At 64.6% G+C, this 18375-nt stretch carries 15 protein-coding genes and 2 pseudogenes; 9 read left to right on the top strand and 8 right to left on the bottom strand.

Features of this window, described 5'->3' with window-relative positions:
- Positions 1-546: 546 nt before the first annotated feature.
- The 6 genes from PMM47T1_RS12920 to PMM47T1_RS12895 all read left to right on the top strand — a co-directional run bounded on the left by PMM47T1_RS12920 (position 547) and on the right by PMM47T1_RS12895 (position 6803).
- Positions 547-1434: a LysR substrate-binding domain-containing protein gene (locus PMM47T1_RS12920; protein ID WP_008369406.1), complete on the top strand. Its 888-nt coding sequence runs from the start codon at positions 547-549 to the stop codon at positions 1432-1434.
- A gap of 93 nt (positions 1435-1527) precedes the next feature.
- Positions 1528-2640 carry an agmatine deiminase gene (gene aguA, locus PMM47T1_RS12915; RefSeq protein ID WP_008369403.1) on the top strand — a complete coding sequence of 371 codons (1113 nt, stop codon included), beginning with the start codon at positions 1528-1530 and terminating at the stop codon, positions 2638-2640.
- Positions 2637-3719 (top strand): extracellular solute-binding protein, encoded by a 1083-nt coding sequence (locus tag PMM47T1_RS12910; protein WP_008369402.1) that lies wholly within the window; start codon positions 2637-2639, stop codon positions 3717-3719. The genes aguA and PMM47T1_RS12910 overlap by 4 nt, the downstream gene beginning before the upstream one ends.
- Positions 3720-3900: 181 nt before the next feature.
- On the top strand, positions 3901-5319 hold the full coding sequence (locus PMM47T1_RS12905; RefSeq protein WP_008369400.1) for an NAD(P)/FAD-dependent oxidoreductase: 1419 nt from the start codon (positions 3901-3903) through the stop codon (positions 5317-5319).
- A 28-nt stretch (positions 5320-5347) separates the two neighbouring features.
- Positions 5348-5689, top strand: a complete 342-nt coding sequence (locus PMM47T1_RS12900; protein WP_008369398.1) for a cupin domain-containing protein — start codon at positions 5348-5350, stop codon at positions 5687-5689.
- Positions 5690-5726: 37 nt separating this feature from the next.
- A complete protein-coding gene (locus tag PMM47T1_RS12895) occupies positions 5727-6803 on the top strand; it encodes a polyamine ABC transporter substrate-binding protein (RefSeq protein WP_008369396.1) in 1077 nt (358 codons plus the stop codon).
- A gap of 53 nt (positions 6804-6856) precedes the next feature.
- Here PMM47T1_RS12895 and PMM47T1_RS30870 read toward each other — a convergent pair.
- The 3 genes and pseudogenes from PMM47T1_RS30870 to PMM47T1_RS12885 all read right to left on the bottom strand — a co-directional run.
- Positions 6857-7453: pseudogene (locus tag PMM47T1_RS30870) on the bottom strand (methyl-accepting chemotaxis protein); the annotation flags it as partial.
- A 309-nt stretch (positions 7454-7762) separates the two neighbouring features.
- Positions 7763-8488 (bottom strand): annotated as a pseudogene (locus tag PMM47T1_RS30865) (MCP four helix bundle domain-containing protein); the annotation flags it as partial.
- Between the two features lie 230 nt (positions 8489-8718).
- Positions 8719-9639 carry a LysR family transcriptional regulator gene (locus PMM47T1_RS12885; RefSeq protein WP_008369391.1) on the bottom strand — a complete coding sequence of 307 codons (921 nt, stop codon included), beginning with the start codon at positions 9637-9639 and terminating at the stop codon, positions 8719-8721.
- A 103-nt stretch (positions 9640-9742) separates the two neighbouring features.
- Between PMM47T1_RS12885 and PMM47T1_RS12880 the strand changes: the two genes are divergently transcribed.
- The gene (locus PMM47T1_RS12880; protein WP_008369389.1) at positions 9743-10825 is read left to right on the top strand and encodes an extracellular solute-binding protein; all 1083 of its coding nucleotides are present in this window, start codon (positions 9743-9745) and stop codon (positions 10823-10825) included.
- A gap of 15 nt (positions 10826-10840) precedes the next feature.
- Positions 10841-11800 carry an agmatinase gene (gene speB / locus PMM47T1_RS12875; RefSeq protein ID WP_008369387.1) on the top strand — a complete coding sequence of 320 codons (960 nt, stop codon included), beginning with the start codon at positions 10841-10843 and terminating at the stop codon, positions 11798-11800.
- A gap of 83 nt (positions 11801-11883) precedes the next feature.
- Here the strand turns inward: speB and PMM47T1_RS12870 are convergent, their stop codons facing one another.
- Positions 11884-12063 carry a DUF6021 family protein gene (locus tag PMM47T1_RS12870; protein WP_043300976.1) on the bottom strand — a complete coding sequence of 60 codons (180 nt, stop codon included), beginning with the start codon at positions 12061-12063 and terminating at the stop codon, positions 11884-11886.
- Positions 12064-12232: 169 nt separating this feature from the next.
- Between PMM47T1_RS12870 and PMM47T1_RS30590 the strand changes: the two genes are divergently transcribed.
- Positions 12233-12364 (top strand): hypothetical protein, encoded by a 132-nt coding sequence (locus PMM47T1_RS30590; protein WP_274379858.1) that lies wholly within the window; start codon positions 12233-12235, stop codon positions 12362-12364.
- A 93-nt stretch (positions 12365-12457) separates the two neighbouring features.
- Here the strand turns inward: PMM47T1_RS30590 and PMM47T1_RS12865 are convergent, their stop codons facing one another.
- The 4 genes from PMM47T1_RS12865 to PMM47T1_RS12850 form a co-directional block, all read right to left on the bottom strand.
- Positions 12458-13879: a sugar porter family MFS transporter gene (locus PMM47T1_RS12865; protein WP_008369386.1), complete on the bottom strand. Its 1422-nt coding sequence runs from the start codon at positions 13877-13879 to the stop codon at positions 12458-12460.
- 112 nt (positions 13880-13991) lie between these two features.
- Positions 13992-14258, bottom strand: a complete 267-nt coding sequence (locus tag PMM47T1_RS12860) for a hypothetical protein (RefSeq protein ID WP_008369384.1) — start codon at positions 14256-14258, stop codon at positions 13992-13994.
- A 127-nt stretch (positions 14259-14385) separates the two neighbouring features.
- Positions 14386-16275: a GAF domain-containing hybrid sensor histidine kinase/response regulator gene (locus tag PMM47T1_RS12855; RefSeq protein ID WP_008369382.1), complete on the bottom strand. Its 1890-nt coding sequence runs from the start codon at positions 16273-16275 to the stop codon at positions 14386-14388.
- 97 nt (positions 16276-16372) lie between these two features.
- Positions 16373-18295 (bottom strand): tyrosine-protein phosphatase, encoded by a 1923-nt coding sequence (locus PMM47T1_RS12850; RefSeq protein ID WP_008369380.1) that lies wholly within the window; start codon positions 18293-18295, stop codon positions 16373-16375.
- Between the last annotated feature and the right edge of the window lie 80 nt (positions 18296-18375).

Raw genomic sequence — 18375 nt, 5'->3', positions numbered from 1 at the left:
AATTCCATGGGGGGGCTACTTTGTCATCTTCGCGGGTTGAGAAGACGGCAGAGCAGCCCGGCCCGAGTGCTTCAGGCAGGTGAATTTTCAGCGCACGAACCAGGGCTGGTGACGCAGATGCTACAGGCCATGGCGCGTTGCAACAAATGTAGCGGCCGCCACGCTACGAAGCGCCGCGCGGTCTTGAAAGCGCGGGAGATCTCACGCACACACCGGTTAGCCCCGCCGCGCTCATGTAGTCTGGCGGCAGCGGCACGAATTGTAGTGTGGCTGTCAGCCTCCAATCCATATTGACGCCGCTGGAAATATTCAGATTATCCCCCCATGACCTCATTCAACCGCGTAAACATGATGCGCCCCATGATGACCGCCTCGCGGGCCATAGGGCGATGCGCGCATAGCCGCTGCCTGAGGCTGCGCTGGCGGCCCTATACGCTGAAGATTTTCAGGGTGCTCAGATCCGCGCAACCCAATGCCTTATGGAAGCCCCCAGCGGCTATCGGGTTTACAGTAAGCTGCCATCCTCCGCAGCCAAAGGCCCCCCGCATGCGCCGCCTCCCATCCCTCACCGCCCTGCGCACCTTCGAATGCGCCGCCCGCCACGCCCATTTCGGCCGCGCCGCTGCCGAGCTGTGTGTCACCGACAGCGCCGTCAGCCATCAGATTCGCCAGTTGGAAGGCGAGTTGGGCGCCGAGCTGTTTGTGCGCGAAGGCCGCCAGGTGCGCCCGACCCCGGCGGCGTTGCGTTTGCTGCAGCGCTTGCAGCAGGCTTTCGAGTGGGTGGGCGACGCCTGCGACGAGCTGCGTGACCCGGCGTCCCAGGCCGTGCTGCGCATTGCTGTCACCGCCGAGCTGGCGCAGAAGTGGTTGGTGCGCAGGTTGGCGGATTTCAGTACCCAGTGCCCGCACATCACCCTGCATGTGCACGAGCAACCCATCGAGGCCCGCGCACCGGGTGAGGACATCGACCTGGCCATCACCTATGGCGCAGGGCCCGAGGATGGCAGCGGTTACTGGGTAAAGCCGTTGCCGGTGCTGATCTTTTTTCCGGTGTGCAGCCCCGTGCTGTTCAACCAGGGCACCCTCACCGAGCCGGCCGACCTGGCGCGCCATGGCCTGTTGCACGACGACCAGGACGGCGCCACTTGGGCCACCTGGCTGGCGGCCCATGCCGGTGATGCGCAAGGCAGCCGCCACGTGTATTTCGCCCACGCGGGCCTGGCCCTGGAAGCCGCGGCGCAAGGCCAGGGCGTGGCCATGGGCGACAACCTCACGGCCACCGAGGACCTGGCCAGCGGCCGTCTGGTGCGGCCGTTCGCGGCCAGTATCACGGCGCTGGGGCAGTACGCCATTGTGTGTGACCGCCTGCGGCTGGAGCGTCCGGCGGTGGCCGTGTTTTTGCAGTGGCTGGAGGCGCAGTTGCAGCGTGCCTGAATTTAACTCATCTATTGCTTAGAAATGCTCGTTGGAAGGCTCTGCGACGGCGGTGTTAGCGTGCCGGTCATTCCCCACAACGAGGCGTTGCCCATGACCCGTTCGCTGCTCACCACCCCCAAAGCCGATGGTTTCCGCTTGCCTGGCGAATTCGAACCCAAGGCCCGTTGCTGGCTTGGCTGGCCCGAGCGGCCGGACGTGTGGCGCAACGGCGGCAAGCCCGCCCAGCAGGTGTGGGTGCAGATTGTCAGCGCCATTGCCCACAGCGAACCGGTGACGGTGTGCGCCTCGGCGGCGCAATACGCCAATGCCCGTCAGCTGTTGCCCGAGCACGTACGGGTGGTGGAAATGACCTGCAACGACACCTGGTTTCGCGATAGCGGCCCCTGCTTTGTGGTCAATGACGACAGCGGCGAGGTGCGCGGCGTGGACTTCCAGTTCAACGCCTACGGCGGCCTGGACGGCGGCCTGTATTACCCCTGGGACAAGGACGACCAGATTGCGCAGAAGATCCTCGAAATCGAGCATTTCGACCGCTACCGCGCGCCGCTGATCGCCGAGCTGGGCGGCCTACAGAGTGATGGCCAGGGCAGCATCCTGACCACCGAGCAATGCCTGCTCAACCGCAACCGCAACGCCCACCTGGGCAAGGACGAAGTGACGCGCCGGCTTACCGACTACCTGGGTGCCGAGCAGGTGATCTGGCTGCCGCGCGGCTGCAAGTTCGACGAGACCGACGGCCACGTCGACGACCTGGCGTGCTTCGTGCGCCCCGGCGAGGTGGTGCTGCAATGGACTGACAACCGCGATGACCCACAGTGGGAAATTTACCAGGAGGCCTACGACATTCTGCGCAGCACCCGCGACAGCCGCGGCCGGGAGCTGATCGTGCACAAGCTGGCCCAGCCCGATGTGCTGGAGTGGACCGCCGAGGAGGCCGCAGGCCTGGACCATATCGACGGCACCCATGTGCGCCAGGCCGGCACGAAAATCTGTGCGTCGTACATCAATTACTACGCCGGCAACTCGGTCATCGTGGTGCCGCTGTTCGGCGGCCGCTTTGATCAGGCGGCGCAGGCGACCCTGGCCGAACTGTTCCCCGGCCATCGCATCATCGGCATCGAAAATTCCCGGGAGATTCTGCTCGGTGGCGGCAACGTGGCGTGCATCACCATGCCGCAATATGCCGGCGGAGCACGGGCATGAAGGGCCTGTGCGCCGCCGCGCTACTGACCGCTGCCATGGGGGCGGCGGCCGCCGAGCCGCCCACGGTAAACCTGTATATCTGGGGTGAGTACCTGGCCCCGGACACCCTCAAGCGCTTCGAGGCGCACACCGGGATCCGGGTGGTGGAAGACCATTTCGATTCCCTGGAAACCATGGAAACCAAGCTGCTGACCGGCGGCAGCGGCTATGACCTGGTGCTCAGTGCCGGCCAGCACCTGAGCCGCGCCATTGAAGCGGGCGCCATTGAACCGCTGGACAAGTCGGCGCTGCCGCATTTCGCCGGCATCGGTGAAGAGTTCCGCCAGCACATGGCCGTGTTCGACCCAGGCAACCGTTATGCCGGCATCTATGGCTGGGGCACTACCGGGGTAGGCTATCAGCAGGAAGCCATCAACAAGCGCTTGCCCAATGCCCCGGTGGACAGTTGGGCGATGCTGTTCGACCCGGCGGTGGTGGCGAAATTCACTGATTGCGGGGTCAGCCTGCTCAACGACCCCAACGAGCTGTACGCGGCGGTGGAGCGCTACCTTGGCCTGGACATCAACAAGCAGAGCCTGGACGACCTCAAGCGCGCCCAGGCGCAGTTGATGAAAATCCGCCCCTACATTCGCTACTTCGACAATGACCGCAATATCAGCGACCTGGCCAATGGCGATACCTGCGTGGCCATGTCCTGGAACGGCAACGTCGGCATCGCCGCCACGCAGGCGAAACAGGCGGGCAAGCCGTTCAGCCTGCACTACAGCATTCCTCGCGAAGGCACGTTGATCTGGTTCGACGCCATGGTCATCCCCAAGGACGCACCGCACCCGGCGGCGGGCCTGAAGCTGATGGACTTTCTGATGCGCCCCGACGTGATCGCGCCCATCACCGACACCATTCATTACGCCAACGCCATCAGTGCAGCCGACGCCCTGGTGGACCCGGCCATACGCAACGACCCCGGCACCTACCCACCGGCGAGCGTACGCGCCACGTTGTTCAACAAGAATGACAACAGCAAGGCGTTCGACCGGGCGCTGACCCGGGCGTTCAGCAGCCTGAAAGCGGGGGGGTGAGGGCCACACGCGTCGCAACACGCAGCCTTCGGCGGCTTGCGCTGAGTAGCAGCGCAAGCCGCGTCACAGGCACTGCAGCGTTCCAATCAATACACCCCCTTTTTCCACGCGTACCCGCACGAACGACACGCCCCCTGACTTGCGATTAGCCTGCGCTGATTCTTGAGTGAAGGAGGCGGGGATGAAGTCGTGGGGCGAGATCAGTCTGTGGATGGAGCAGCTTGACGAGCCGCGGCGTGTGCGCCCAGCGCTCGATGCGCCGGTGCAGGCCGACGTTGTCATCATTGGTGCAGGTTATACCGGGCTGTGGGCGGCTTATTACTTCAAGCGCCAGGCGCCGCACTTGCGCGTGGTCATGCTCGAAGCCGAAGTGGCCGGGTTTGGTGCGTCGGGCCGCAATGGCGGCTGGCTGATGGGCAACCTGCTGGGCGAGGACCGTATGCTGGCGGCCTTGGCACCCCAGCAGCGCCGGCAGTCGTTTGACCTGCTGCACGGCATCCCCGATGAAGTCGCACAGGTGGTGCAACGCGAAGGCATCGACTGCGACCTGCGCAAAAGCGGCGTGCTGTATTGCGCCGCACGCTACCCCGAGCAATTGCACAGCCTGCGCCAGTACCTGGCGCACCTGCGCGGCCTGGGCCTGAGCGAGGACGATTATCGCTGGCTGGAGCCCGGCGAGTTGGCAGGCCAGGTGCGCATGGCCAACGCCTACGGTGCGGTGTACAGCCCGCACTGCGCCACCCTCAACCCGGCGCGGTTGGTGCGCGGCCTGGCGCGCAGTGTCGAAGCGTTGGGCGTGACGATTTACGAAGGAAGCCGGGTGCTTGACTGGCAAGCCGGGCGGGTCACCACTGAGCGCGGCAGCGTGCAGGCCGACTGGGTAGTGCCGGCGGTGGAGGGCTATGCCGCCAGCCTGCCACACCTGGGCCGGCACCAGTTGCCGGTGCAAAGCCTGATGGTGGCTACCGAGCCGCTGCCGGCCGCCGTGTGGGGCGAGATTGGCCTGGCCAAGGGGCAGGCTTTCAGCGAGTTCAGCCGCCAGGTCACCTATGGCCAGCGCACTCGCGATGACCGCCTGGTGTTTGGCGCTCGCGGCGGCTACCTGTTCGGCGGCCGGTTGCGCACCGACTTCAACCTCAACGACGACGAACGCAGCGTGCGTCATACCCTGATGGGCGAACTGTTTCCCGCCCTGCGCAAGGTGCGCCTGACCCACGCCTGGGGCGGCAACCTGGGCATGGCCCGGCGTTTCCAGCCACACATGCTGCGCGACTCGCGCAACCGCATCGCCCTGGCGGGTGGTTACGGCGGGGAAGGGGTGGGCGCCAGCAATCTGGCCGGGCGCACCTTGGCGGACTTGATCCTGGGCCGTGACAGCCCGTTGCTGCAGCAACCCTGGGTGCTGGCCGACAGCGCCGTGGCCAGCCTGCGCCGCTGGGAGCCGGAGCCCTGCCGCTGGCTGGGCTACAACGCGATCATTCGCAGCTTTGCCAGCGAAGACGCGCTGTTGGCCAACCCGCGCACCCCGGCCTGGCGCCGTCGTCTGGCGCAGGCGCTGGCTGACCGCATGGAAAGCCTGATGTCGTGGAAAGTCGGCTAACCCCTGAATCGAACACACGGAGCGCAGCATGAACATCACCCATTTGAAGAACAGCCACAACGTGGCGCTGGACGAAACCTTCGCCGTGGCTTTGCCGCTGGGCGAGCCGGTGGCCACCGTGTCGGTGACCTGCGTGGAGCGCACCGACGGCGTGGAAACCGGCATCTGGGAATGCACCCCGGGCCGTTGGCGGCGGCAGATCGCCCAGCAGGAGTTTTGCCACTTCACCACCGGCCGCTGCACCTTCACGCCGGACGGTGGCGAACCGCTGCACATCGTTGCCGGTGATGCCTTGATGATGCCCGCCAACACCTGCGGCGTCTGGGACATACAAGAAACCTGCAGAAAAACCTACGTGCTTATCTTTTGAACTGCCATCCCCCCAGGTCAGGAAAATCGAGGTGCTCATGCTCAAGAAACTGTTGCCGCTGATGTTCGTGGCGTGTACCACGCAGGCCGCTGAAGTCGTGCACATTTACAACTGGGGCGAATACATTGCGCCCGACACCCTGAAGAACTTTCAGGCGGCCACCGCCATCGGTACCCAATACGATGTGTACGACGCCAACGAGACCCTGGACGCCAAGCTGATGGCCGGCCATTCGGGGTACGACGTGGTGTTCCCGTCGGCCCACTTCATGGCCAACCAGATTCGCAGCGGTGCGCTGAAAAAGCTCGACCGCAGCCAACTGCCGAACTGGAAGAACCTGAACCCGGTGCTGATGAAGGCCCTGGAAGCCGATGACCCCGGCAACCAGTACGGGGTGCCCTACCTGTGGGGCACCACGGGCATCGGCTACAACATCGACAAAGTCCGCGCGGTGCTGGGCAAGGACGTGCCACTGGACAGCTGGGACGTGCTGTTCAAACCCGAGAACCTGGCCAAATTGCACCAATGCGGCGTAGCGGTGCTCGACAATGGCCCCGAGTTGTTGCCCATCGCCTTGCACTACCTGGGCTTGCCGCCCCACAGCAAAAACCCGGCGGACTACAAGAAAGCCGAGGCGTTGTTGATCCAGATGCGCAAGAACGTCACCTACTTCCACAGCGCCAAGTACATCGGCGACTTGGCCAATGGCGATATTTGCATGGCGGTGGGCTGGTCCGGCGACATCATGCAGGCCGCCAGCCGCGCCAAGGAGGCGGGCAATGGGGTGAAGGTGCAGTACGAGATACCTCGTGAAGGCGGACCCTTCTGGATCGACATGATGGCCATGCCCGCCGATGCGCCCAACGCGGCGGCCGGTTACGCCTTCATCAATTACATCCTGCAACCGCAGGTAGCGGCCGATATCAGCAATTCAGTGCGCTATGCCAACGGCAACGCGGCCGCCGACAGCCTGGTGGACCCGGCGCTCAAGGCCGACCCCACGGCGTACCCGCCTCAGGAAGTGATGAACAACATGTTCATTCTGCAGGCGATGCCGCTGGACATCGACCGCTTGCGCACGCGCATCTGGAGCAAGGTAAAGAACGGCATCTAGGCACGCATGGGCGCCGCGTGCGCCTGCCCAGGCGCACGCGGCAGCCAGTGGCGTCATACCTTGAACTGCAACACCACCTGGTTGAGCTGCACTGCCAGGCGAGACAGCTCGCCGCTGGCGGCGGAGGTCTGGTCGGCGCCGGCCGAGGTCTGGATGGACAGGTCGCGGATGCTGGTGAGGTTGCGGTCCACCTCGCGCGCCACCTGGGCCTGTTCTTCGGTGGCCGAGGCGATGCTGACGTTGCGCTCGTTGATCTGCACGATGGCGGCGATGATGTCCGCCAGTGCATTGCCTGCACCCTGGGCCACTTCCAGGCTGGCGCGAGCGCGCTCGCTGCTCAGGCCCATGGAGGTCACGGCCTTGCCGGCACCGGCCTGGATGGAGGCGATCATCTGTTCGATTTCGGCGGTGGACTGCTGGGTGCGGTGGGCCAGGGCACGGACTTCATCGGCCACCACGGCAAAACCTCGGCCGGCATCACCGGCGCGCGCGGCCTCGATGGCGGCGTTCAGGGCCAGCAGGTTGGTTTGCTCGGCCACGCCCCGAATCACGTCAAGCACGCCGCTAATGTCCTTGAGTTGCAGGGCCAGGCCATCGATTTCCACAGCGGTGGCGCCCACTGACTCATGCAGCGCGTTGATCACGCTCAGGGTTTCGTCCACGCGCTGGCGGCCGTTTTCGGCCGACTGGCTGGAGTCGCGCGCGGCGGTCGAGGCCATGGCGGCGTTACGCGCCACTTCTTCGACCGCGGCGCTCATCTGATTGATGGCAGTGGCGGCCTGGTTGATTTCGTCGTTCTGGCGCTGGATGCCGTGCAAGGCATCCTGGGTCAGCGCGGCCATTTCTTCCGACGTGGAGGCCAGGTGGTTGGATGAACCGCCCAGGTCGCCGATGGTCTTTTGCAGGTTACGCTGCATCACGGCCAGGGCGGCCAGCAGGCGGCCAGGCTCGTCGTGGCCGTCCACGGCAATCGGCTGGCTGAGGTCGTTGGCGGCAATTTGCTGGGCCACGGTCAGGGCCTGGGCCACGGGGCGTACCAGGCTGCGAGTGAACAGGGCGGCCAGGGCCAGCGTGGCGGCCAGGGCCACCAGAATGGCGGCGATGGTGACATTGCGCGCCTGGGAGTAGGCGTTGGTGGCCACCACGTCCGACTCGGCCATTTTCAGGCTGGCCTGGTGCGCCACTTCGTCAATGTCGCTGCTGAACTGGTTGCCCGCCACGGTCTGCTCGCCGGTAGGCAGGCTGAGGGCGGTTGCCACGTCATCGCGCTTCTGCTCAAGGGCCTGGAGGAAGCGCACGTGCACGTCCAGGTACTTGCCCATGGCGATTTGCAGGGTGCTGTAGGCCTGCTGGGCGTCGGGGCCCTGCATCATGGCCTTGAGCTTGCTGACGTGGGCCTGCAGCTCGTCGCGGCCATGGTTGATGCTGGTGCGGGCCAGGTCTGCCGCCTGGCTGTTGGGCGCGGTGCGCAGGTTGGTGTTGCCCAGGCGAATGGTCAACAGGTCGCTCTTGATCAGGCCGATGGTCTGCACCGCTGGCAACACCTGCTCCTGAAGCGTGGCGCGCGAGCTTTTCAGTTCGGCGAACTGCAGCAGCGAGAACAGGCCCAGGGCGGTGATCAGCAACGCGAAGAAGCCGAAGCACAGTAATGAGCGAGGGGCGATATTGAGGTTTCTGAGGTTCATGGCGAGGGCTCGGAGTGATGGCAAAAGGATATTACCTTATCGTCATGAATTGATTCAGCTTGAGGCCGCGTGCTAGACGCTTTGGCGCCGTGTTTCAGGGGCTCAAACACAGGTGATGCGACGTTGTGACGCGGCCTTAAAATTTCATCTTGCTTCGCCTGCCCAACTGCCACAGGGGCAATGAACCGTCTCATGAATGTCCATCACAAGCCGGTAGGCATTGCCGCCGGTTACGGCATGCGCGCGGCGTCTGGCGACGCGGCAAAGCTGGCCAGCACGTCTTCGGCGAATGCCCGCTGGGCTTCGCTGGCGGCCTGGCCACGGCGGCCCGCCAGGTAAAACGGCACTTCGAACAGCCCCTTTTGCTCTTCTATGCAGCGCATCAGGCCTTTTTCCACCCACGGTTGCGCATAGTGGCGGGGCAGGTAACCAATGTGGCGGCCGGACAGAATGAACGCCAGCGTACCTTCCACCTGCTCTGAACACGCCGAGCTGTGGGCCATGACCTGTGTTTCGCGATTCTGCAGAAAGCGATAGGGGTGTTCGACGCGGTCGGCGGCGCGCACGTCCGCTTCCCGGTGGCCCACACCCTCGAACAGTGGGTGGCCCGGGGCGCAGTACAACTGCTGGATTTCCGTGAACAGCGGCCGGTAGTCAAACGCGGTCTGGCCCATGGAAAAATAACCGATGGCCAGGTCCAGTCGCTGCTCCAGCAGCAGGCGCTCCATGTCGGCGGGCATGGTGCTGAGCAGTTCGATACGCACCGACTCGTCGCGCTGGCGAAAACGCTGTACCGCCAGGCCCAGGCGCTGGATCACCCCGGGGTCCAGCGCTTCGGAAAAGCCCAGGCGCACCTCGCCCAACAGGCGTCCGGCCACCCCGTTGGATTGCTGGCGAAATTGCTCGATGGAGGCAAACAGGCTGCGGGTGGCCAACAGCAGTTGTTCGCCCTTGGCGGTCAGGCGAAAGCCCGCCTTGCCACGGTTGCACACACGGTAACCCAGGCGGGTTTCCAGGCGCGCCATGTGCTGGCTGATGGTGGGCTGGCTCAGGCCCAACGTGCCTTGGGCGGCACTGAAACCGCCGGCTTCGACCACACTCACGAACAGCCGTAGTTGTTGCAGGTCCGGATCGTGCAATTGGCCCAGCATCACACATTGCTCCTGATCAATGTCAGCTTGTTAAAGCCGGTATTTTTCCAATTTAAACCGTGCCCCATGATCACTGCACGTCCTTTCTATCGAGATCACTGTCATGCGCCCATGGTTATTGATGCTTTCCTTTGCGTTTGTCCTGCCGGTGCACGCCGAGGACAAGGTGGTGAACCTGTATAGCTGGGCCGATTACGTCAGCCCGCAGACGTTGCAACGCTTCGAAAAGGAAACCGGCTACCAGGTGCGCTACGACACCTTCGATTCGCCGCAAGTGCTGGAAACCAAACTGCTCACCTCCGCCAGCGGCTATGACGTGGTGGTGCCGTCCAGCAGCGTGCTGACTCGCCTGCTCAAGGCGGGGGCGCTGCAACCCACCGGCCAGCAGGGCATGCCCGGCTACGCCAACCTGGACAGCGACCTGCTGGGCAAGCTGGCGGTGGTGGACCCCGGCAATCGCTACGCGATGCCCTACACCTGGGGCACCCTGGGGTTGGGTGTGAACCGGCAGGCCGTGGAAAAACGTCTGCCCGGGGTGGCCCTGGACAGCCTCGACCTGCTGTTCAAGCCCGAGTACGCCAGCAAGCTCGCCGACTGCGGCATTTCCCTGATCGACTCGCCCGAAGAGGTGATCGGCCTGGCCCTGCACTACCTGGGCAAAGACCCCTACAGCAAGAACAAAGCCGACCTCGATGCTGCGGCCGCCTTGCTGCACCGCTTGCAACCCTACGTCAGCTACGTTGCCAACGGCCGGCAGATCAACGACCTGGCCAATGGCAGTACCTGCCTGGCGCTGACCTACAACGGCGATGCCGCCACGGCCGCCGATCAGGCGCAGAAGGCGGGCAAACCCTATCAGGTGGAGTACCGCATCCCGCGCGAGGGCACGCTGATCTGGCAGGACAACCTGGCGATCCCCAAGGACGCGCCGCACCCTGAAGCTGCCAAGGCCTTCATCGCCTTCATGCTGCGCCCCGAATCAGTCGCCGACCTCACCAACACGCTGTTCTTCGCCAACGCCAACCAGAAAGCCACGCCGTTGGTGGACGAAGCCGTGCGCAACGACCCCAACATCTATCCCGCCCCTGACATGCGCCAGCGCCTTTATGCCGACCAAAGCATGAGCCTGGACGCCATGCGCCAGCGCACCCGGCTGTGGACCGCCTTCCGCAGCCGCGAACAATAACAAGGAACCGCCCCCATGGAACAAGCCTTCGACAACGACCAGGCCCTGACTCGCCCCAGCCATTACGGCACGGCGGCGGAGAGCACCTACGGCGGCATCACCAGCTTCATGCGCCGGCGTTACAGCCGTGACCTCAATGGCGTGGACGTGGTGGTGAGCGGCGTGCCCTTCGACACGGCCACCAGCAACCGCCCGGGCGCGCGCTTCGGGCCACGGGGCATCCGCAACGCCTCGGTGCAGTCGGCGTGGGCACGGCACTGGCCGTGGCAGTTCGACCCCTTCGACCACCTGGCGGTGATCGACTACGGCGATTGCAGTTTTGACCATGGCCGCCCGGAGTCGGTACCAGGCAGCATCGAGCAGCACGCCGATCACCTTTTGGCCGCCGGCTGCGCCATGCTCACCCTTGGCGGTGACCACTTCATCACCTATCCGTTGCTCAAGGCCCACGCCAAGGTGCACGGCCCGTTGTCGCTGATCCACTTCGACGCTCACAGCGACACCTGGCCCGATGACGACAACCCGCGCATCGACCACGGCACCATGTTCTACCACGCTGCGCGCCAGGGCCTGGTGGCGCCGGAGCGCTCGGTGCAGATCGGCCTGCGCACCACCAACGACGACACGCTGGGGTTTGAGGTGCTGGATGCGCGCCAGGTCCATCGCCGAGGCGTCGACGCCATCATCGAGGCCGTGCGCCAGCGGGTGGGCGACCACCCGGTCTACCTGACGTTCGACATCGACTGCCTGGACCCGGCTTTCGCCCCCGGTACCGGCACGCCGGTGTGCGGTGGTCTGAGCACGGTGCAGGCCCTGGAGATACTGGCCGGCCTGCGCGGCATCAACCTGGTGGGCATGGACGTGGTGGAAGTGGCGCCGGCCTACGACAACGCCGAAATAACCTCGCTGGCGGCGGCCACGTTGGCCATGGAGATGTTATGCCTGTATGCGGCGCGCAAGGTTGACGCACGGTAGCCGCTGCCGCCAGGCTGCGTTGGGCCTTGACCGTGCCTGCGATCGTTAGAACGCAGGTTGCCCGCCGTTCTTTAGGTACGGCGCTAGAGGTCGCTTTCCGGCTCTGGCGGCTGCTTGTCGCTGTGGTGCGCAGGGTTATCGATGGGGGGCGGGTGTGGTGGGTCGGTGGCTGGGTCGTTGACATCGGGCGAGTCCGGGTCGAAGCCCAGGTCATTGTCCTGGTCGGCGTTAGCGGCAAGCAAGGGAGTGCGGGTCAGGTTCATGGCAATGTCTCCTTGGGCAGGCGTGAAGTGCCTGCTCCTGGGGTTAAGAAGGCATCGCCGGGCAAGAGTGCCTTCGAACGGACAAGCGGCGCGGTTGTAGTCTTGCGGACGAGGGTGAAAGGGTTATGATGATAGCCATGTGATATCTCTCCCCCGCGAGGAGTTGGCCATGGCCCTGCGTACTCGGAAGTCGCTTCAGCTTGCCCCCGGTATCAAAGTTGACGTAGCCCAGGCGGATGTGGGTGCTGGGTTGCTGGTAGCGCTTATATTCGGTGGCATTATCTGGGCCATTTTTAACTGATAGTGCCCCTGGTGTTGAAAAACCGCCCTCGGGCGGTTTTTTATTCTTCCCAGAACATCCGGGAAACGCCAGGGCAACAGCCGAGGCAACGGCTCACAGCTCCTTCTTCATGTGCTTCTCAATCTGCTCCAACGATTTCCCCTTCGTTTCCGGCAAGCACAGAAATACAAACACCAACGAGCCCACATTAATTGCCGCGAACACAAAGAACGTGGGGTTCCCCAGTGAACTCACGGCGATGGGAAATACAAACGCCACCGTGGCATTGAACAACCACTGCATCGACACCGCCACACCCGTCAACAACCCCCGAACCTGCATCGGAAACAGCTCCGACATCAGCAGCCAATACACCGGCGCAATACACATCTGCATGAACAGCAGAAACACCAGAATGCACCCCAGGGCCGCATAGCTTTGTGTGAGGTTCTGCGGCATGAATTGCAACACGCAGCCCAGGCTGGCCTGCATCGCAATGACGATCACCAGTCCCGTCATCAGCAGGTGGCGGCGCCCGTATCGGCCGATGGCCCAGATGCCCAACAATGTGGCGATCACCGATACCACGCCATTGCCGATGGTGGCGGTCAGGGCCGCGTTGGTGCCCATGCCGGTGTGTTTGAGGATGATGGGCGTGTAGTACATGAACGCGTTCACACCCGTGAACTGGGCGGTGAAGCCCAGGCCCACGCCGATGAACAACAGCTTTATCACCCAGCGCTGGCTGAGTAACTGGGACACCGGCGCGTGATGGCGCGACTGCTGGTCGTGGGCCTTAATGGCATCCACTTCGCGTTGGGCTTCGGCCGGGGTGTCGCGCAGTTTTTCCAGGGTGGCCCGCGCTTCGTCGAAACGGCCTTTGGACGCCAGCCAACGGGGTGAAGCGGGTACGAAGAAAGTACCCACCAGCAACAGCACCCCCGGCACCATGGCGATGGCCAACATGGTCCTCCAGATGCCGGGCGTATGCAGCAGCGCCGCCAGCACGGCGCTCAGTACATAGGCCAGCAACTGGCCGCTGACAATCATCAGCTCGTTGCGGCTGACCAACCGTGCGCGCCTCGACGGGCCGGCGATTTCGGCGATGAACACCGGTACGGTCGCCGAACCGCCCCCCACGGCAATGCCCAGCACCAAGCGCGCGGCCACCATGAAGGGGATGGAAGGGGCCATGGCCGTGCCCAGGGCGCCAGCGATGAACAGCAGCGACAACAGCCGTAGCGTGAGGCGTCGGCCGAAACGATCGGACAGGTAGCCGCTGGCCAGCGAGCCAAACGCCGCGCCAACGATCAGCGAAGCGGTGATCAGGCCCTCGCTCACCGGGTTCAAGCCCAGGCCGCCCTGGTCCGGCGGCAGCGTCATGAAGGGCAGGGCGCCGGCGATGATGCCGGTGTCGTAGCCAAACGCGAGCGCGCCCATGGTGGCCACCAGCACCGAGATGAAAATCAGCCGGCTGGCCGACGCCACGGGCTCGTCGGTTTCGTGCGTGGCACAGGTGGTGGTGCTGGAAGACATGGGTGCAGACCTCTCTGGAAACGGCGGGGGCCAGCCTTGCTGACCACGACGTTAGGGCCGTTCCAGAGCGGTGAGTTCCCTATTGCGCCTCAACATTCATCAACGTGCCAGCCTATTTGCACTTCGCCAACACGACTTTGCAGGTGCTGGGCGTACCGCCGGAACGGCTGGCGTACAAGGCGCAATCATCCAGGGATTTCTTGCGCGCGCTGTTCATGCTGTTGGCCCAGGCCAGGCCACCTTCACCTCGGCTGGGCACGGCTTCGGCGTAGCATTTGGAGCCCGCAGGGGCGCTTGAACAGCCCGCCAACAACAGCGGCAGGGCCAGAAGGGTGCGCCAGGCCTGGGGCAAACGTGAGCGCGAAGTGGTGCTGGTCATCCCAAATCCTTGTAGCGAGAGACGGCGACGCCAAGCATCAGGCCTGGCGTGAGGGCGTCATTATGCGGCACGCAGGCAGGGGTGAACGTAAATAATCGACGCTACTGGGCGGCGGCCGCTACAGCCGTTACGCCCCCAACAACTCCCGCACCCGCGCGCCCACTGCATCCACCGCGAACGGCTTGGTCAGCACGTGCATGTTCGCAGGCAAATGCGCGTCGCCGATCACCGCGCTTTCGGCGTAGCCGGTGATGAACAGGGTTTTCAGCCGCGGCCGCAGTTGCAGGCCGGCGTCGGCCATTTGCCGGCCGTTCATGCCGCCGGGCAGGCCCACGTCGGTGAGCAGCAGGTCGATCTGCACGTCCGAGCGCAGCAGTTTGAGCCCTGCGGCGCTGTCGGCGGCTTCCAGCACGGTATAGCCCAGCTCGCCCAGCACATCGGTGAGGAGCATGCGCACGGTGGGCTCGTCGTCGACCAACAGCACCGTCGCCGCCGGTTGCTCGGCCTCGGTGGCGGCCTTGGCGGCGAGGTTTTCGTCACACGGCACTGCGCCGTGATGGCGGGGCAGGTAGATGAACACGGTGGTGCCTTGCCCTGGCCTTGAGCAGATGCGCACCTGGCCGCCCGATTGCTGGGCAAAGCCGTAGATCATCGACAGGCCCAGGCCGGTGCCTTGGCCGATCGGCTTGGTGGTGAAAAATGGCTCGAACACGTGGGCCAGGACTTCAGGGGTGATGCCGGCGCCGGTGTCACTGACGCACAGGCACAGGTATTGGCCCTCGGGCATGTTGTGCGCGCGGCCAGCCTCGCGGTCCATCCACTGGTTGGCCGTTTGCAGGTTGATACGTCCGCCGTTGGGCATGGCGTCACGGGCATTGATGCACAGGTTGAGCAGGGCGTTTTCCAACTGCCCTGCGTCCACCAGGGCGGGCCACAGTGCCTGTTCGCCCACGGTCTCGACCTGTATGCCGGGGCCCACGGTGCGCTGGATCAATTCGTTCATGCCGAACATCAGCGCGTTGACATCGGTGGGGCGTGGCTCCAGGGTTTGCCGTCGCGAGAAGGCCAGCAGCCGGTGGGTCAGGGCGGCTGCGCGGCGAGCACCTGCCTGTGCCGCCACGATGTACTTGTCGATATCACCCAGGCGACCCTGGTCGAAGCGGCGGCCAATCAGTTCCAGGGAGCCGGAAATGCCCGCGATCAGGTTGTTGAAGTCATGGGCGAGGCCGCCGGTCAATTGCCCCACCGCTTCCATTTTCTGCGAGTGGCGCAGCTTTTCCTCTGCTTGCATCAGCTTGGCCGTGCGTTCGGCGACGCGCTGCTCCAGGGTTTCGTTAAGGCTGCGCAGGCGGGTCTCGGCCTGGCGCTGTTGTTCTTCGATTTCCCGCAGCATCGCGCACGTGCGTTGCAGCTCCTGCTCGCGGGCACGCAGGGCTTCTTCGGCCATGGTGCGCTCCAGCAGGTCGGCCGCCTGGCGGGCGAGGATGTCCAGCAGCCGCAGGTCGCGTTCGGAGGGTTGGTGTGGCTCGCGCCAATGGGTGGAGATCATGCCCAGCAAATGGCCGCTGCGCGACAGCAGGGGGGTGGACTGGGCCGAGCGGATACCGGTGCGCCGAAACGCCAGCAGGTCTTCGGTACCCGCTATCTCGTCCCATTGCTCGAAGTCGACAATGATTGCTCGCTGGCCAAGCTTCAATGCCTGCGTGCAGCTGCTGTGTGCCGCAGGGCTTACCCACTGCCAGAAGCCTGCCGCTTCGGGTGGCAGGCCGCGCGAGCACAGCAGTTGCAGCTCACCATCGTGCCCTGGCGCATGCCCTTTGGGGCACAGCAACTGCATCGTGCCGAACTGCGCACCGGTGATGGCAATGGCCGCGTCGACGATCTTGCCATACAGGGCCTCGCTGTCCTGCTCGCGGATCAGCTCCACGCTGATCGCGTGAAACAGGGCAATGTCACCCAGGGCGTTGGCGGGAGCCGCAGGAAACCCTGCCGAAGTGGCGACATATAGTGGGGGCATGGGCGTTCCTGCACTGCTGGCTATGAGCTATAAGCAGCATACCAGCAAATGCAGGGCCGCTGGATGCGGCAGGTTGTTGCGCGACGAGTAGCCGCTATCAGAATCGATAGCTGGCCTTCAGGCTGCCGCTGAACCCCTGGCTGTCGCCACCGGTAGTGGCTCCGGCTTCGGCGCCGACGCTGAAGCCACCCAGGTTGGCGGCAAGGTTGAGGGCGCCGCTGACCTGGTCGCGGGTGGAGTAGGCTGCGCGTTGTTCGATGTCCAAGCCCAGCAGTTGGGCATCGCTGTCTACCTGGTGGTTGCCTAGCACGTGCTCGTAGTCCAGCGACGCGCCCGGTACCAGTTGCCAGCCACCGGCCACGCCGATCGGCGTCAGGCTGGCGTTGAGGTGGGTGAAGGCGGCGCGGCGGGTTTGCGACTGGCTGTCCACGTCCAGGGCCAGTTCGCTGCCTTTTTCGTCGAAGCCGTCGAGGTTCAGGTGGCTGACGCGCAGGCCCAGGCTGGGCTCCAGGGTAATGCTTGCGGCAGGCAGGCGGTAACCCAGGGCCAGGCTGGCGCTGCTGAGGGTGCCGTGGGTGTCGCCCTTGGCCTCGCCCAGGCCACCGCCCAATTGGCGCTTGCTGCTGTAGTCGACGTAGCCGGCACCGGCCTCGGCGGCCACGAATACACCGTGTTCCAGGCTGCCCGGTGCGAAGCGTGCACCCGCAGAGAGGAACGTCAGATCGGTGTCCACCTCGCCGCCGGCACCGCCGACGTTGCCATGGCTGTAGCCAAAGCCGGCGTGGCCGCTGAGCTGATCGGTGAAGCGCTGCGTGAGGCCGATCAGGGTGCCCTGGGTGTGCTCGTTGCTGCTGGCGGCCTGGGACGAGCCGTCGGTGCCCAGGTAGCCGGCAAGGCCGGTGGTCCACAGGCTGCGCTGGCCCACCTTGAGGTCGATGCCCGAGGTGTAGGGCGCGGCGGCCTGGTCGATCAGCGCATTCTGGCGCAGCAGGTAGCTGGCTGCGTCGGCGTGCACCTGGCCACCCACGGTGGACTGCACGCCGCCCAGGGTGCCGGCGTCGATAGCCGATTGCAGGTAGTAGTTGTAGGCGGTGTACGCGCCCGACAGGCCGGTGTTCTGCAGTTTCTGCAACAGCAGCGCGCCGGCGGCGTCGTTGCCGAACATCGCCGCCTGGCCCGGCAGGCTGTTGTAGTAGACCATCTTGGCGCGTAACACGTAGATGGTGGCCTGGGACAGCCCCAGGCCTTCCTTGAGGTAGTTGTCCATGCTGCCGTACAGCGCGGTCACTTCATCCAGGCCCGCCTGCAGATAGCTGGCGTCCACGGTCAGCAGCGGCTCGTAGATGGCGGCCATGCTACTGGGCAGGGCGGCCAGGGTGGCGGCCACGCGGGTAGCGGTGTAGTCATTGGTGGCCAGGTAGTTGGCCATGATGGTCGAGGTATTAACCCCGGCGATGCTCAGCAGCACGGCTGCGGTCCAGCCGGTGCGGTCCTTGCCGGCCGTGCAGTGGAACAGGGCGGCGCCGTCCACGGAGGCCAGGTCATTGAACAACACGCCGAATTGGCTGCGCATGGCGGCGTCGCTGACGAATTCGCGGTTGGTTTCCTGCATCATGGCCACGGCATCGGCGGCGCTGGTCAGCGACAGGCTGCTGATGTCGGCGCCTGACGTGCTGCTCCCGATGATATCGATATTGGTGTAGGTGGCGCCGGTGAGCAGTGTGTCCGGCGTGGCCGCCACTTCGCTGGCGGTGCGCAGGTCATACACGGCGGTGATCCCCAGGCCGTTCAGCGTGGCCAGGTCGGCGGCCGAAGGCGTCAGCGCGTTGGAACGGTAAAACACGCCCTCGCGCAGGGTGCCGTCGTTGGCCGCGGTGTAGGCCGTGGTGGTACCGGCCAGGTCGCGGAAGTTGTCGATGCTGGTGAGGATCGGCGTATTCAGGGCATAGGTATCGGCGGCATGGGCGGCCGAAATGGACAGGGTCAGGACAGACAGCGAACAGACGATGCGGTGCAACACAATGTAGCCTCCTTGGATACAAGTCAGGCTGGCTACTATCTGTGTCGATGTGTGAACGATTATGACAAGTTCAGGTACAC

This window comes from Pseudomonas sp. M47T1 (assembly GCF_000263855.1).
GTDB lineage: Bacteria > Pseudomonadota > Gammaproteobacteria > Pseudomonadales > Pseudomonadaceae > Aquipseudomonas.
The sequence above is the reverse complement of the archived record's forward strand: the minus strand, read 5'-3'. Positions and strand labels throughout refer to the sequence as shown.